12 protein-coding genes and 1 pseudogene are annotated in these 14,416 nt (G+C 63.3%); 5 read left to right on the top strand and 8 right to left on the bottom strand.

What is annotated here, in order from left to right:
• Window positions 1-152 precede the first annotated feature (152 nt).
• From AC6I97_RS06660 to ssd, 5 genes and pseudogenes are all read right to left on the bottom strand, one after another.
• A pseudogene (locus AC6I97_RS06660) lies at window positions 153-317 on the bottom strand (DUF4244 domain-containing protein); the annotation flags it as partial.
• 650 nt (window positions 318-967) lie between these two features.
• Window positions 968-1,558 carry a type II secretion system F family protein gene (locus AC6I97_RS06655; protein ID WP_309925086.1) on the bottom strand — a complete coding sequence of 197 codons (591 nt, stop codon included), beginning with the start codon at window positions 1,556-1,558 and terminating at the stop codon, window positions 968-970.
• A complete protein-coding gene (locus AC6I97_RS06650) occupies window positions 1,555-2,292 on the bottom strand; it encodes a type II secretion system F family protein (RefSeq protein WP_497944455.1) in 738 nt (245 codons plus the stop codon). The genes AC6I97_RS06655 and AC6I97_RS06650 overlap by 4 nt, the downstream gene beginning before the upstream one ends.
• 74 nt (window positions 2,293-2,366) lie before the next feature.
• Window positions 2,367-3,662, bottom strand: a complete 1,296-nt coding sequence (locus AC6I97_RS06645) for a TadA family conjugal transfer-associated ATPase (RefSeq protein ID WP_497944454.1) — start codon at window positions 3,660-3,662, stop codon at window positions 2,367-2,369.
• Window positions 3,659-4,777 (bottom strand): septum site-determining protein Ssd, encoded by a 1,119-nt coding sequence (gene ssd / locus AC6I97_RS06640; protein ID WP_497944453.1) that lies wholly within the window; start codon window positions 4,775-4,777, stop codon window positions 3,659-3,661. The genes AC6I97_RS06645 and ssd overlap by 4 nt, the downstream gene beginning before the upstream one ends.
• Before the next feature lie 124 nt (window positions 4,778-4,901).
• Between ssd and AC6I97_RS06635 the strand changes: the two genes are divergently transcribed.
• The 3 genes from AC6I97_RS06635 to AC6I97_RS06625 all read left to right on the top strand — a co-directional run bounded on the left by AC6I97_RS06635 (window position 4,902) and on the right by AC6I97_RS06625 (window position 7,968).
• Entirely contained in the window at window positions 4,902-6,593 is a 1,692-nt protein-coding gene (locus tag AC6I97_RS06635) for a bifunctional 3'-5' exonuclease/DNA polymerase (RefSeq protein WP_497944452.1), read from the top strand.
• 43 nt (window positions 6,594-6,636) lie between these two features.
• Entirely contained in the window at window positions 6,637-7,536 is a 900-nt protein-coding gene (locus AC6I97_RS06630) for a CHAD domain-containing protein (RefSeq protein WP_497944451.1), read from the top strand.
• Window positions 7,537-7,767: 231 nt separating this feature from the next.
• Window positions 7,768-7,968 carry a YegP family protein gene (locus tag AC6I97_RS06625; protein WP_442003434.1) on the top strand — a complete coding sequence of 67 codons (201 nt, stop codon included), beginning with the start codon at window positions 7,768-7,770 and terminating at the stop codon, window positions 7,966-7,968.
• Window positions 7,969-7,989: 21 nt separating this feature from the next.
• On the opposite strand, the gene AC6I97_RS06620 is transcribed toward AC6I97_RS06625, so the two are convergent.
• The 3 genes from AC6I97_RS06620 to AC6I97_RS06610 are packed head-to-tail and all read right to left on the bottom strand — an operon-like array spanning window position 7,990 to window position 10,878.
• Window positions 7,990-8,667 carry an NUDIX hydrolase gene (locus AC6I97_RS06620; protein ID WP_497944450.1) on the bottom strand — a complete coding sequence of 226 codons (678 nt, stop codon included), beginning with the start codon at window positions 8,665-8,667 and terminating at the stop codon, window positions 7,990-7,992.
• Complete coding sequence (gene nth, locus AC6I97_RS06615) at window positions 8,664-9,458, bottom strand: endonuclease III (RefSeq protein WP_224088849.1); 795 nt, start codon at window positions 9,456-9,458, stop codon at window positions 8,664-8,666. The genes AC6I97_RS06620 and nth overlap by 4 nt, the downstream gene beginning before the upstream one ends.
• Window positions 9,459-9,468: 10 nt before the next feature.
• Window positions 9,469-10,878 (bottom strand): hypothetical protein, encoded by a 1,410-nt coding sequence (locus AC6I97_RS06610; RefSeq protein ID WP_497944449.1) that lies wholly within the window; start codon window positions 10,876-10,878, stop codon window positions 9,469-9,471.
• Between the two features lie 438 nt (window positions 10,879-11,316).
• On the opposite strand from AC6I97_RS06610, the gene acs reads away from it, so the two are divergent.
• Both acs and AC6I97_RS06600 read left to right on the top strand, forming a co-directional pair.
• Entirely contained in the window at window positions 11,317-13,374 is a 2,058-nt protein-coding gene (acs, locus tag AC6I97_RS06605; protein ID WP_497946956.1) for an acetate--CoA ligase, read from the top strand.
• 179 nt (window positions 13,375-13,553) lie between these two features.
• Complete coding sequence (locus AC6I97_RS06600) at window positions 13,554-14,351, top strand: DeoR/GlpR family DNA-binding transcription regulator (RefSeq protein WP_216927051.1); 798 nt, start codon at window positions 13,554-13,556, stop codon at window positions 14,349-14,351.
• Window positions 14,352-14,416 lie beyond the last annotated feature (65 nt).

Genomic DNA, 14,416 nt, shown 5'->3' with positions numbered 1-14,416 from the left:
TTGCTTCTGTCTTGCGGGCATTTTGATTGGGAGAGTCACCGGCTTGATTGGGAGACGCGACAGCTTGATTGGCAGACGCGACAGCTTGATTGGGATAGGCACCAGCTTGATTGGGAGAGACACCAGCTTGATTGGGAGAGGCGCCAACGAGGTCATGGCAAGGACAGCGCGGTGCGAACCAGGTTGAGCAGGAATCCCCGCACTTCCTCGCTCCGTAGGATAACCACCAGCAAACCAGCGAGCCCCACGGCCGCTAGCGTTGCTATGGCGTATTCCGCCGTCGCCATTCCGCTTTCGGACCCCATGAGCGGGGTTCGCCTGAGGGTCGTCTGCCTGAGAGGGGTCCGCCTGGGGATGGTTTGGCTGAGAGTGTTCTGCTTTGTCTGGCTGAGAGTGGTCTGACTGGCAGTGGTCGGCTTCGAGCTGGCCCGTCGGCGGATCCTGCTGGGTGTACGCCAGCGCAGGTAGTTGGTCCACTTGCTGGTCCAAGCTGTCCCAACCCGTTGGTTGTCCAACCGCGGGATTGCGGCCTGGCCGTGAGGTTCTACTGGGTTGAACAGCTCGATCCCCAACTGCTCCATCCCACGCTGGTCAATTCCACGCCGGTCAATCCCATTCTGTTCAATCCCGAACTGCACACCCGCGCGGTTGCCACTCTTGTTTTGTGGCGCCTCATCCTGACCGCTGCCATTTCCCACTGATGCAACACCCGCCGGAGTTGGCGTCAGCGCACGCGAACCGTTCCGTCGCCCGGAGCGCCGGGCGGGGAGGGTGCTCGAGGGAGTTTCCATAGTGTGTTCCTTTCAAATGATCCGGCAGGTCTGCCGGGTGACATCGACTCTTCCCTGACTCGGGCCGCCCCTGAAGCCCCTGGTTCATCCAAGTGGATAAAGACCCGCTGGGACTGGTTGTGGAGGAAGAGAGAGGCCTGTCGAGGAAGAGACGCGCATGCGCTGATGCCCTTCCCTTATCCAGCCGGGAGCATGGCGATGAGGACGGGCACGATTCCCAGGCAAATGAAGGCCGGCAAGGAACAAAGGCCCAGGGGAACCACAAGCTTCACTCCCAGGGCGGCAGCTCGCTTCTCAGCGGCCCGGAATTGCTCGCGGCGTTCCCTGGCTGCTTGGGCGTAAAGAATGGAAGCCGAGGGCGCACCGGTCAATGCGGCGAAAGACAGAGCATCCTTCAAGCGCGCTACCTCGGGCTGACGCCGCGTAGGGTTTCGCCAGGCAGCCTCCCAGTCGGCCCCCATGGCCAGCGCAGCGACGACGGGACGGAGATCCTGGCTGATTTTCGGTGCGGCACAAAGGGAAATCAGTTCCAGTGCCCGTCCGATTCCGGCACCTGCATCCAGCATGGAAGCTACGAGTTCCAGCATCATCGCCGTGTCGCGAAGCCCGTCCCCGGCAGTGGCGGCCTCCGGTTGAAGGCTGGGGTCGTCCTTGGAGTTGGGGTCCTCGGCCAAACTTGCGTACATCCGGTTTCGAAGCCCTGCAGGCCTGGCGAATCCCACAAACGCTGCCAGAGCCAGTACTGCCACGAGCGCAGACAGCATCATGTGGCCCCGACCGCTGAAGCGACGAGTCGGGAGGACCACACACGCCCTGCAACGGTCAGCAGAAGGCCACTGACCAGAGTGGCCACTCCCAGGACATTACCCAGTAGGATTCCCAACGGGTCCACTCCGAGGGCCATACCCAGTACCAAGCCAAGGACCGGGAGCCAGGACAACAGCCTCACAGTGGCTTTGGGTCCAGCGAGGGCAGTTTGACGCGCTGCTTCAGAATCCTCCTCAGCCTCGAGCTGTGCTGCGAACCGGGTGAGGAGCTCTGCGAGTGGACAGCCGCTGGTTTCGGCTACATCGAGGCATGCAGCCAATTCCATCCAGATGCGGCGTTCTGTGCTTCCCCGGCCGGGATAGACCTTCGCGGAGGTGTTGCGAATGGCCTCTGCTGGGGAGTTTCCAATGGTTGAGGCTGCCCGCGCTGAAGCCAGCACCCTGGCCGATTCCACTGAGATTCCCGGGGTCGGACGGTGGGTTGTAGTCCTCGCCTGGGCCTCCAAACCCTGTCCCGAGCCGTGGACGAGCCATAATTCTTCCCAAAGCTGCGATTGTCCGCGTCCTCCTCGCATGAGTGCAGCGAGCTGCTGCACCAGCACCACCAGGGAGAGGGGTTCTACCTTTGTCCACCAGAGCCGGCGCCACGGCCTTTTGCCCGCTCCTGGTGTTGCGTGCTCTTTCCGAACACCGGTCCCGCTCAGGGGTGGGGGCTTGGCCAGTCTCGCCCGCATTCGGCGACTGCCTGCCTGGGGCGGCTTGAGCTGGAGCAATGCCGCCAACGCCAGTGCTAGAACCAGGGTGGGGATCACAAGTCCAGGCCCGTCACTGCGGGCACGTCCGAGCCGACGGTCAGGCCCTGTAAAGATAAGTCCGCCTCCCCGGATAGTCCAGGAGCAAGCCGTAAACTCAGCTCCGCCCACGCTGGTCCATGCACCAGGCCTTCGGGGCTCCATTGCAGTGCAGTCACTACTCGTTGGCCATGCAAGGAGTCACTCAGCAGACCGATCGAGCCTACTTTCCGGCCCAAAGGCGTCCGTTCCACATGAATCACAACGTCCAATGCACTTGAGACCTGCAGCCTTACGGCCTCGGCGTTCAACCCTGCGAGCGCGCCGAGGGCTGTCAGTCGTGCCGGAACTGCTTCCGCCGTGTTGGCGTGGATCGTTCCTCCACCGCCTGTATGACCGGTATTGAGCGCGGTGAGCAACTCGCGGACTTCGGCGCCGCGGCACTCCCCCACAATGAGCCGGTCCGGACGCATACGAAGGGCTTGACGTACCAACTCGCCAAGATCCATCGCTCCACCTCCCTCAAGGTTTCCATGGCGCGATTCGAGCGTGAGTACGTGCGGGTGGACAGGGTTGAGTTCGGCGGCATCCTCGATCAATACCAATCGTTCGGACGGGTGGCACAGCCCAAGCATGGTGGACAGGAGTGTGGTCTTCCCTGATCCCGTGGCACCGCTGACCAGGAAGCTGAGGCGCCGCTCCACAATCGCGCGGAGAAGAGCCTCGATCTGGTGATCGAACATGCCACCTTCGCGCAGTTCAGCCATTGTGAAGGTTTCTTCGCGTCGAATTCGAATCGATAACAGAGTCCCCGCGGTTGATATCGGCGCCAGAACTGCATGCACGCGATAGCCGCCTTTGAGCCTGACATCTACGCAGGGAGAGCCGTCGTCCAGCCGTCGACCACCTGCAGAAACCAGCCTTGCGGCCAGCGCCCTGACTTGCAGTTCAGAATCGAAATGCACCGGGGACCGTTCCAGGCCGCGTCCCCGGTCGAGCCAGACGGACTCCGGGCCATTGACGAAGATGTCTGTGACCGAGGGATCGTGCGCAAGCTGCTGCAGGGGCCCCAGGCCATTCAATTCAGCATTGATGGATTCTGCGGCTTCCAGCGCTCCGGCGGTACCCAACAGTTTGCCGCTGGCCTGTACGGCGGCCGCAACCGTGGAGGGTGTTACTGGCCCGTTTCCCGAGAGGACAGACTCCCGGACAGTTTCAAGAAGGACGGAGTCCAACCGACGGCTCTGACTCCGGCGCCCCGCGGTGAAGGGTGTCCGGGTGAAGGTTTGCGCGCTTCTGTCCTGACGGGTCATTCAACCATGCCGTTCAATTCCAGCACGCCCCGGGCGAACCGGTTCACGGACTTGCGACGCCCCAGATCAAGGAGCCGACCGAGTTCGGTCCCTGCGGCTGCTCCTCGAATCTCCGGAAGAATCCCCAACAGCGGCAGTCCCAACGACTCGGCAATGAGTTGCGCATCAACGGCAGAACGGCCACCACCCCGGACCACCAATCCCGTATCCAGGGGTGGCAACTCATTGAGGATGCGTGCCGCGGCAACAGCCGGTTTCAGGTGGGCTGTGGTCATCAAAAGGATCCTCTCGCAGTCCCACGCAAAGGTTCGCAGGCAGTCCTCACTTCGGCCAATGTCCACCACCACGAGTTCGAAACTACGTCGCGCGGCATCCATGACAGCGGCCACAGAACCGGCATCCGGTGTTGTGAACGCTGCACGTGTACCCGGCCAGGACAGGAACGCGAAGCCGCCAGCCACCGGCAGGGAGTCCCTGAATTGGATAGGATCAATGCTTCCCCGCGTTTCGGCGAAGTCCGGCCAGCGCAGGCCGGCCAACTCTGGAACGGTGATTGCCAGTTCCAGGCCGCCGCCCCGGGGATCTCCGTCCATCAGGATGGTGCTGACGCCGTGGCCCGCCGCTGCCTGGGCAAGCCAAATTGCTGTGGTGGAGGCTCCAGCCCCGCCGCAGCCGCCCACAATCCCGACAACAAACCCGCCAGGTTCCGGCGAACCGGACACACTTAAGTACTCGGCCAACCAGTTTGCGGCCTCGGGCAGGACAGCTACGCGCTCTGCGCCCAGGGCAGCAGCCAGCCGCCACAAACCGTCGCCCTCAACAGACCTGCCCAGTAGTACAGTGGGCGCCTGTCTTCGAGGCGGCAACTCGCGGATGTCGCTGCCCACCAGGACTACGTCGGCACCATCCCAGCCCTGCATTGCCGCTCCGACGTCGGCAGCCAACTGGAGGCTGCCACCTGCGGCAGCGACGATTCTTCGCGCCTCCTCCTGAAGATAGGCGTCGCCGGTGACGAGGAGGATATCGGCAGCTTCCCCCGGCATCCAGGAATCGTCCGCAGCCTGCCCCGGGAGTTCGTTGCCGGACCGTCTGTGCCCAAGATGTCGCTTGCTCATGAAGCCACTTTCCCGGCGTCGAACCCTGGAACATAAGCTCTCAAACGCCCCATGTGGACAAACCGGCCCAAACAAGGGGTGTGGAGGAACAGTTGGTGTATTCCCACAGGGCAGAATGGAAACCATGTATTTGCTGCTCGCCGCCCATCCGGACGGCGCAGCCATACAAAGAGTCTCTCCCACGGGGAACGCCACCACCGACCCCCGCGTCGTCACGCGAGGTGAGTTGCCCGGCGTCGTTAGTGAACTGGAAAGCCAGCGGCCCCGCTGGGTGTGGCATCGCGCGCAGGACTTCTACCCGGAGCTCCTGAGGAACGGCGTGAAGCTGGAACGCTGCCACGACCTCGTTCTCTGCGGAGCTATCCTGGCGCACTCCTCTTTCACGGCGCACACAGACTACGCAAAGAACGCAGAAAAGCTGACGCAGGACGACGATTCAACGCCGCCCCGGGCACTGCAGCCCCCACCCCCGCCCGCCGATCAAGGCGCACTCTTTGACGACTTCACCCCGACGTCCAAAAGTCCGGGGCTGGCTGAACTGCGGGAACAGTTTGCTGCGCAACAGCACGCGATCGCCCAGGTCCCTGCAGACGACCAACGAAAGCAGCGCCTGCAATTGCTGCTCGCGGCCGAGTCCGCCTGTGCAATCGTTGCGGTGGAAATGCAGCAGGCCGGTGTTCCATGGCGGGAAGAGGTGCACGAGCAAATCCTTGCCGACGTCCTGGGGCCTCGTCCCCCACTTGGCCACAGGCCCCCGGCACTTGAGATGCTGTGCAACGAGCTACGCGAGATCCTCACATCACCAGGGCTGAACCCGGACTCCCCTCAGGACCTTATGCGGGCCCTTCATCGGAACGGAATCGAAGTCAAAAGCACCCGGCAATGGGAGCTTCAGGAGTCCAAACATCCTGCGATCCAGCCTCTGCTTGCGTACAAGAAGCTCTCCCGCCTGCACACCGCGAATGGTTGGGCCTGGCTGGATGCCTGGGTCCAGGATGGCCGGTTCCATCCCGAGTACGTGGTGGGAGGCGTGGTGTCCGGAAGATGGGCCTCACGCGGCGGAGGTGCCTTGCAGATTCCCCGAAATATCCGGGCCGCAGTCCGTGCGGACCCTGGCCACAAGCTCATCGTCGCCGATGCCTCCCAACTGGAACCCCGCGTCCTTGTAGCGCTCGCCCAAGACACAAAAATGGCCGAGGCCGCACGCGACAAGGACCTTTACGCAGGCATAGCAGCACAAGGGTTCGGCGGGGATCGGTCCAAGGCTAAGGTTGCGCTCCTCGGCGCCATTTACGGCGCCACCACCGGTGAATCGGGCAGGCTCATGCCGCAACTGGCACGGACGTATCCGCGAGCGGTGGGCTTTGTGGAGCAAGCAGCCAGGGAAGGCGAGGCGGGCAGGACCGTCACCACCCGTTTGGGACGAAGCAGCCCACCCCCGTCCCAGGGCTGGTTGCGGAGCCAACAGTCCACCACGGCCGAGGAGCAGCGGCGGGCCGACAACCTGGCGCGCTCTCGTGGCCGCTTCACGCGAAACTTCGTGGTCCAGGGTTCGGCCGCGGAATGGGCTTCCTGCTGGTTGGCGGAATTACGACGGCGGCTGCGGGCCTTGGATGCCGAAGGCTTACCCTCAGGGGAACTCGTCTTCTTCCTCCACGACGAAGTGATGGTCCATGCCCAGGAAGAAGCCGTAGAAGCCTGTATCCAGGCGATCGAGGAGTCCGCAAACGCAGCGAAAGAGCTGATGTTCGGCCGGATTCCGGTCGAATTCCCGGTGAGTGTCGCCGTCGTCGATTCTTACGACAAAGCGAAGTAGGCGCCCGCTTGTCCGCCCCGGCCGTCCGGGGGAAACTGGCCACGTGGGTTCGGACGTGCGTGATTCCGTGGATTCGTACATCGCTTTCCAACTTGCTGAGCTGGAGGGCTGCTTGCCGTTGGTTGGCGCTGCTGACCAGGAGGCGGTCCACGGCGCCCGGCTGGCCCTTCGACGGCTCCGTTCTGTCCTTTCCTGCTACAAATCCGTTCTCCCTGACGTCCCTGAGGCCACGGGCCGGGACGTCCGGTGGCTGGCTCGCTCGCTCGGCGAAGCCCGCGACGCATACGTTCTGTCCCAGCGTATGGCGCTATGGCTGGACGCGTCAGAAGCCTGGTTGTCGCCGGAAGCACTCCATGAAGCCGTGAATCAGCTCCTGGCCGGCAGCAACGAAATGGCTACCCGCATCGGGACCGGAAAGCGTTGGCAGGGAATCGTCCGGGCCACCCGGCAAGCCCTGCTTCCTGGAACGGCCCATTCGGCGGCACGGGAGATTGACAACCACCCCAGTCTCCTCGAGGTGGCAGAACTCCTGCAGCCGCGTTGGGAGACGGTCCAAAAGAGCTTGGACAGTACGAAACGAAGCCTGGAAGCGGACAGCGGGCATCCTGATGAAGCGGAACGCAACGAAGTGCTCCACGGCGCGCGAAAGGACATCAAAGTATTGCGGTATTCCGTGGAGGCTGTGGCCCAGGTCCTGGGTGCGGGCGCCACGGTGATCATCCAACCATCCATGGTCCTGCAGCGTCTCCTCGGGGAACAACACGACAGCGTGGCTGGCCAGGCGTGGATTAAAAGCCTCGCAGAAATGCCCGGTGTAGAGCCCCTGGATGTCGAGGCCCTTCAAAGCATGGAACTTCGTCGGCTCGTCGAGACCGAGGCCAGCCTCCAGGCAGCGTTGCACAGCTCCCCTATCCCCGAGCCTCGCCGAATGCTGCCAAGTTGATCATTCCCCCCTTCGCCGTCGACGGAGTAGATGGAGTAGAGAGCGGCCCAGATTAGCTGCCACCCTCAGAACAAGCCAGTCACATTCCGCAGTGTGATGGTGCATGACAATTCCATGACCAGTACCGCCAAGTAACTTCCTTTCCCGCCGGCTTCTGGATACGTTCTCTAGGTGGGACCGGCACACCGGCCCACGACTGTTGCAAGGAAGCATCAAGGGGGACAGCACAAAATGGCTGGCAGGTTCGAAATTCTCAAAGACACCGACGGCTCGTACCGGTTTCGCCTTACAGCGGCGGACGGAACGGTTGTAGCGGAGTCACCAACGTTCAAACATCTCAAAGGCGTGGTGGACGGCATTAATGCAGTGCGTGAAAACGCCGCAACAGGGCTGATCGTGGACCGCTCGACGGCGAACCGACGGGCGGCCTGAACGGCGCCTGCGGCGGAGCTGCTAAAGCTCGATCTCGTACAGCTTCTCCTGGTCCCAGGGGACCGTCCATCCCAGTTCGTCGAACAAACCGCTGAGTACCATCCCGGTAAAGCCCCAGACCACGACGCCGTTGACCGTAAAGCCCGGACTCCTGAAAGTCCGGCCGAAGCGGGAAAGAGTGGCGGTTACCCGGTTGACGGGGTCCAGGAGATCCCGAACCGGTACCCGGAACACCTGGGCGGACTCAGCGTAATCGACCACGCGAACGGGTGATGGCGAGTCCCACCAGGCAAGTACGGGTGTCACCCGGAAATTGCTGCGGATCAGCCCGAGCTCGGGGATGACGCCCAGCACCTTCACGCCTCTGACGTCCAGCCCGGTCTCTTCCACAGCCTCACGCAAGGCGGCGGACACGACGGAATCATCCTCCGGATCCACGCTCCCGCCCGGAAACGCTACCTGCCCCGGATGGTCGTCCAGGGTGTGGGCCCGTTCAAGCAGGAGGACGTCGAGGTCTGCTGGCGCAAAGGGGCGTCCGGATTCTGCCGGGATGTTGTCCAGCACACCAAAGAGCATCAGCACGGCTGCGGCGCGATTGGTTTCCGGCGTGACGGGCAACTGCGACCAATGGGAAGAATGCTGCTGCTCGCCGGCTTCAAAGCGCGCTACCAGCGTGGCAAGGTCCTCAAACGCGGTCACCCGGGCCTCCTCTGTGATTCCATCCGGATCTCCGCCGCCCTGTGCGTCTCGGCCAGCAACTTCTCCAACAGGGCCTCGTTGCCGGGCGCGAGCTCGTACTTCAACAACTTTGCAGCCTTGACAGGGTCCGTCTCGCCGTCGCCATAGCTGGGACAGAGGCTGGCGACCGGACACGCTCCACAGGCCGGTTTCTTAGCGTGGCATATCCTCCGGCCGTGGAAGACCACGCGATGCGAAAGCATGGTCCAGTCGCGTGGTTCAAAGAGCTCAGCGACGTCGAATTCGATCTTCACGGGATCATCGGATACCGTCCACCCGAAACGGCGTGCCAGCCTCCCGAAGTGCGTATCAACAGTAATTCCGGGGACACCAAAGGCGTTCCCGAGGACCACGTTGGCTGTTTTCCGCCCGACGCCCGGAAGCGTCACCAGATCCTCAAGGCGACCCGGAACCTCGCCGTCGTACTCGTCCACTAAGCGGGTACTAAGAGCCAGGACGTTCCTGGCCTTTGCCCTGAAGAAACCAGTGGGCTGCAGGATCGATTCCAGCTCAGCAGGGTCCGCTTCCGCCAAGGCACGAGCGTCAGGGTAGCGGGCAAACAGGATCTTGGTGACCTGGTTGACCAGCACGTCCGTAGTCTGGGCTGAGAGGACCGTAGCCACCACAAGCTCGAACGGGTTCCGGAAATCCAGCTCCGCGTGGGCATAAGGGTATTTGTCTGCCAGGATCCTGTTGATCTTGCGTGCCCGGCGTTTCAGGGCGAGGAGGGAACCAGCTTCAGCGATGGCCACAGCGTCGGTCTCAGCCGCGTTCGATATTGCTGAGCTCCCGCAGGACCCCAACCTTGCCATCGGTGTCCTGAACCAGGAATTCGTCGCCACGGTCCTCGAGCGCCAGAACCCAACCGCCCGGCTCAATGGTGAACGCCGGAGCACCTGTCCGTTCGTCATACGCAGTTCGGGGCTGGGCTACGGCAAACCAGAAGGCTTCATAGGCAGGAGAGGACCCGGAGTCATCAGGTCGGCTGGACGGATCCACGGTGGCACCAATGGAGTCGCTCACGGAACGGGTATTCGGGGACACGATAGGCGTGGCCATGGTGGCAGCCCATCCGCGGTCATTGCCGGGCGCCTGGGAGGCCGGTTGCTGGGCAGCGGGTTGCTGGGCGTGCTGGGTAGTGGCCGGTGCCTGTGTCGGCGACTGCGGTTCTCCCGAGTTTCCTACGACCGGGTTTTCCACGACCGGGTTTTCCACGACGACGTCGGGCTCGGCCGGTGAAGGCTCTGCCGGTGACGCCTGGGCGGCCGACCCGGATGCAGCCGGGGCTGCGGCGGTTGGGGCGGCAGCGACGGGCGAGGGACCAGCAGCCGGGGCGGCAGCTTGAGCTTCCGTAGCAGGCGCGGCATCAGCCGAATGCACGACGGCGGGCCCACCAGTTGGGCCCGGAGCAGCGGGGCCGGAGGTGGCTGGTGGAGCGTAGGGGCTCGCACCGGCTGGCGGAGCATACGGATGGGAACCGGCAGAACCTGCACTCTGTGCCTGATACCCCGTTGCTTGGGAGCCAGGCGTCGAGAGACCGCTGGCCTGCTTCGGCGCTTTGGGTTCCTTGGGGGGCTTCGGGGCAGCGGGTTTACGGGTGGGAATCGCTGCCTGGCGGGCAACAATGTGCGCCGGCGTTTCAGCGCGGCCCTTGAAATCAGCGGACAGCAATGGCAGATGCGGGGCCAGAACGGTGGCCGCCAGCAGACCCACGGAACCCACCAGGCCCAGCAGGACACTGCCGTTGAAGGAGTCGACGATCGTCAGGAAGAACAGCGGCACCGCGAATGCAGCGGTCACGGAAGCGAACTGGTCAATCGACAGCGAGCCGACGCGGACAATGGTCCCGGGCTGCAGCCGACGGGCAACGAAAAGCGCCACAACCACTACCGGCAGGATGATTCCCAGGAGCAGGAAGAAAAGGTTGTCCAGGTTCCACAGGTTGAAGCGGCCACCGAACATGGGCAGCAGCGAGGCGATGAACATCAGGAGTACAGAACCGAAAACCGTGAGGTCACGAATGGTGAAAGGGCCGGCAACCGCCTCGTATTTGGTGGGTGCGCCTGAGGCGGACTTCGCAGCAGTGGTGGTACCGGCGTCGTTCGCCTTTCCAGCCGCGGTGTCCGGTCCCGTTGGGTGTGAGTCGTGCGGGCCTGGGCTCAGCTGGTTCATCTATTTCTCCTTCGTACGGCGGCGCCTTGGACAGTCCGGACCGGTATTTTCCGCAGGGTTTCCGCGGAAAACCGGGCACACCTGACGATGCGTCCCAAGACTTATTCAGCCTATGCCACGCCACTGACAGTCTTCTAGCTGAAATCGGCCACGCTGCGCCGTCCACAGGAAACTCCAAGGTTCCTTACAAACAAGCGTTGCCAATCGTCGTCATGTAAACGTTTCCTGACAACCAAAGCAGCCATTCGTCGCCGAATCCGTACCGCTCGCTGACCCATTTGTGACCACGCACACGTAGGACCTCCCGAAGCGATAATGTTGAAGACGGACAGCACTCTGCGGATCCTCCGCGGGACGCACTACAACGGCTCACGGCCGGAGTGCGGACTTAGCCGGCGGCGTCCGCGCAGCAAAGATCGATGAATGATGAGGTTCACCATGTCCCAGGACACCACCGGATCCACGACCACCGCTGCAGCGTCGACGCCGCAGAACGGTCGGGCACCGCACGTCGAGGCTCTCGAGAATTTGCTCCACGAGAACCGTAAATTCCCGCCATCACCTGAATTTGCCGCGAACGCCGTGGCTACCGCCGATGAGTATAAAGAGGCCGAAGCGGACCGTCCCGCGTTTTGGGCCAAGCAGGCCCGTGAGCTGTTGAGCTGGGACAAAGACTTCGGCGAGCCTTTGGATTGGTCGGATCCGCCGTTCGCCAAGTGGTTCGTTGGCGGTGAGGTTAACGCTGCCTACAACGCGCTGGACCGCCATGTGGAGAACGGCTTGGGAGACCGCGTTGCCATCTACTTCGAAGGCGAGCCCGGCGATACGCGCACGTACACCTATGCGGAGCTGACCGAAGAGGTCAAGAAGGCAGCGAACGCGTTCGAATCCCTCGGCGTGGCCAAGGGTGACCGCGTGGCCGTCTATTTGCCGATGATCCCCGAGGCCGTCATCACGCTCCTGGCCTGCGCCCGGATCGGTGCCGTGCACTCCGTGGTATTCGGCGGCTTCTCCGCAGACGCGCTCCGGTCCCGGATCGAGGACGCCGAGGCCAAGCTCGTGGTCACCGGGGACGGCACCTACCGCCGCGGCAAGCCCAGCCCGCTGAAGCCGGCCGTGGACGAAGCACTCAGCTCCATGGAAAACACCGGCGGGCACTCTGTGAACAACGTCGTCGTGGTCAAGCGCAATGGCGAGGACGTCAACTGGGTGGAAGGCCGCGACCTCTGGTGGAGCGACACCGTTGACAAGGCAGCAACCGAGCACACCGCCGTCGGGCATGACTCCGAACATCCGCTGTTCATCCTCTACACCTCCGGCACCACCGGCAAGCCCAAGGGCATCCTGCACACCACCGGCGGTTACCTCACGCAGACCGCGTACACGCACAAGGCTGTGTTCGATCTCCACCCTGAAACGGATGTGTACTGGTGCACCGCCGACGTCGGATGGGTCACCGGCCACTCGTACGTCGCCTACGCGCCGCTGATCAACGGCGCCACCCAGGTCATGTATGAGGGCACCCCGGACTCCCCGCACCAGGGCCGCTGGTGGGAAATCGTGGAGAAGTACAAAGTCTCCATCCTGTACACCGCCCCTACGGCCATCCGCACGTTCATGAAGTGGGGACGGGAGATCCCGGGCAAGTACGATCTGTCCTCCATCCGCGTCCTGGGTTCCGTGGGCGAACCCATCAACCCCGAAGCGTGGATGTGGTACCGCGAAGTCATCGGCGGAAACGCCGGCAAGAACGGCGAAAAGAAGGAACACCCCGCCCCGATCGTGGACACGTGGTGGCAGACCGAAACCGGCGCGCAGATGATCGCCCCGCTGCCCGGCGTCACCGCCACAAAGCCCGGCTCCGCACAGGTTCCGCTGCCCGGCATCGCCGTGGACGTGGTGGACGAAACCGGCGAGTCCGTGGCCAACGGCGAAGGCGGCTACCTCGTGGTCCGCGAACCCTGGCCCTCCATGCTTCGCGGCATCTGGGGCGATCCGGAGCGCTTCAAAGACACCTACTGGTCCCGTTTCGACACCATGTACTTCGCCGGCGATGGCGCCAAGAAGGACGAAGACGGCGACGTCTGGCTCCTGGGTCGCGTGGACGATGTCATGAACGTCTCCGGCCACCGCCTCTCCACCACGGAGATCGAGTCCGCCCTCGTCTCGCACCCCTCCGTCGCTGAAGCCGCCGTGGTTGGTGCCGCCGATGAGACAACCGGGCAGGCGATCGTCGCGTTCGTCATCCTCCGCGGTGACGCCGTGAACAACGGTGAAGAGACCATCCTGGAACTCCGCAACCACGTGGGCAAGGAGATCGGCCCGATCGCCAAACCCAAGCAGTTGCTGATCGTGCCGGAACTGCCGAAAACCCGCTCGGGCAAGATTGTCCGCCGCCTCCTGAAGGACATCGCAGAAGGCCGCGACACCGGCGACGCCACCACCCTGGCAGACCCGGGCATCATGACCCAGATCGCGGAATCGCTGCGTAAGTAGCGTCACCCGGTCCCACTGGTCGACGGCGCCGCTCCCCTCCCACGGTGAGCGGCGCCGTCGTGCGTTCAAAAGGATCGTGACGACGCCGCGACGGCATTTGCCACCCCGCAGCAGCGTCGCGTCCTAGACTGGAGCCAGAATCAGCCTCATGTTTGATGAGGCTCTCCAGAAAGGCCCTGATGCTTCAGGCAGCACGCCACTCCGCCATCATCGATGCCGTCCAGCGCGAGCGCGTTGTGCGGGTATCGGACCTCGCCCAGCTGTTGGGAGTCTCTCCCATGACCGTGAGGCGCGATATCGAAGCCCTCGAGGAAACGGGCCGGGTGGAGCGCATCCACGGCGGGGCCAAACTTCCCGGCGATGCCAGCACCCACGAGCCCGGCTTTGAGCTCAAGTCCACACAGCTGACCGCGGAAAAGCATGCCATTGCGGTCGAGGCTGCCTCGCTGGTCCACGAAGGCATGGCGATCGGGCTCAGCGCAGGAACCACCACATGGGCGTTGGCGCAGGAGCTCGTCCATGGTCCCCGGATCACAGTTGTCACCAACTCCGTGCGGATTGCCGATCTCTTCCATCATGGGTCTTCATCAGGGCCGGCCCGGTTCGGCTCCACCGTCATCCTGATTGGCGGCGAGCGCACGCCGTCGGACGCGTTGGTGGGGCCGATTGCGACGTCCTCGCTCAAGCAGCTTCATCTGGATGTCCTGTTCCTTGGTGTCCATGGCATGGACGCACAAGCCGGTTTCACCACCCCCAACCTGCTCGAGGCCGAAACGGACCGGGCGTTCATGGCATCGGCCCGCAGCACTGTGGTCCTGGCCGACTACAGCAAGTGGGGCGTAGTGGGCATAGCCTCCATTGCCCAGTTGGAAGAAGCCGACGAGCTCATCACCGATTCGAACCTGGGTGAGGATGCCCGCCGCGTACTCGCCGAGAATGTTGCGAAGCTGAGAATCGCGGACGTCCAGGCCAAGTAGGCTCTCATACCGCGGGTGGAGGCCTGCCCGGGGAGTTCAACCAGTGGGCTGACGCCGAGGGATTG

The sequence above is a fragment of the Arthrobacter sp. TmtSoilC48 genome, from assembly GCF_059739425.1.
Note: the sequence above shows the minus strand (reverse complement) of the source record. Positions and strands in the feature narration are given on the sequence as shown.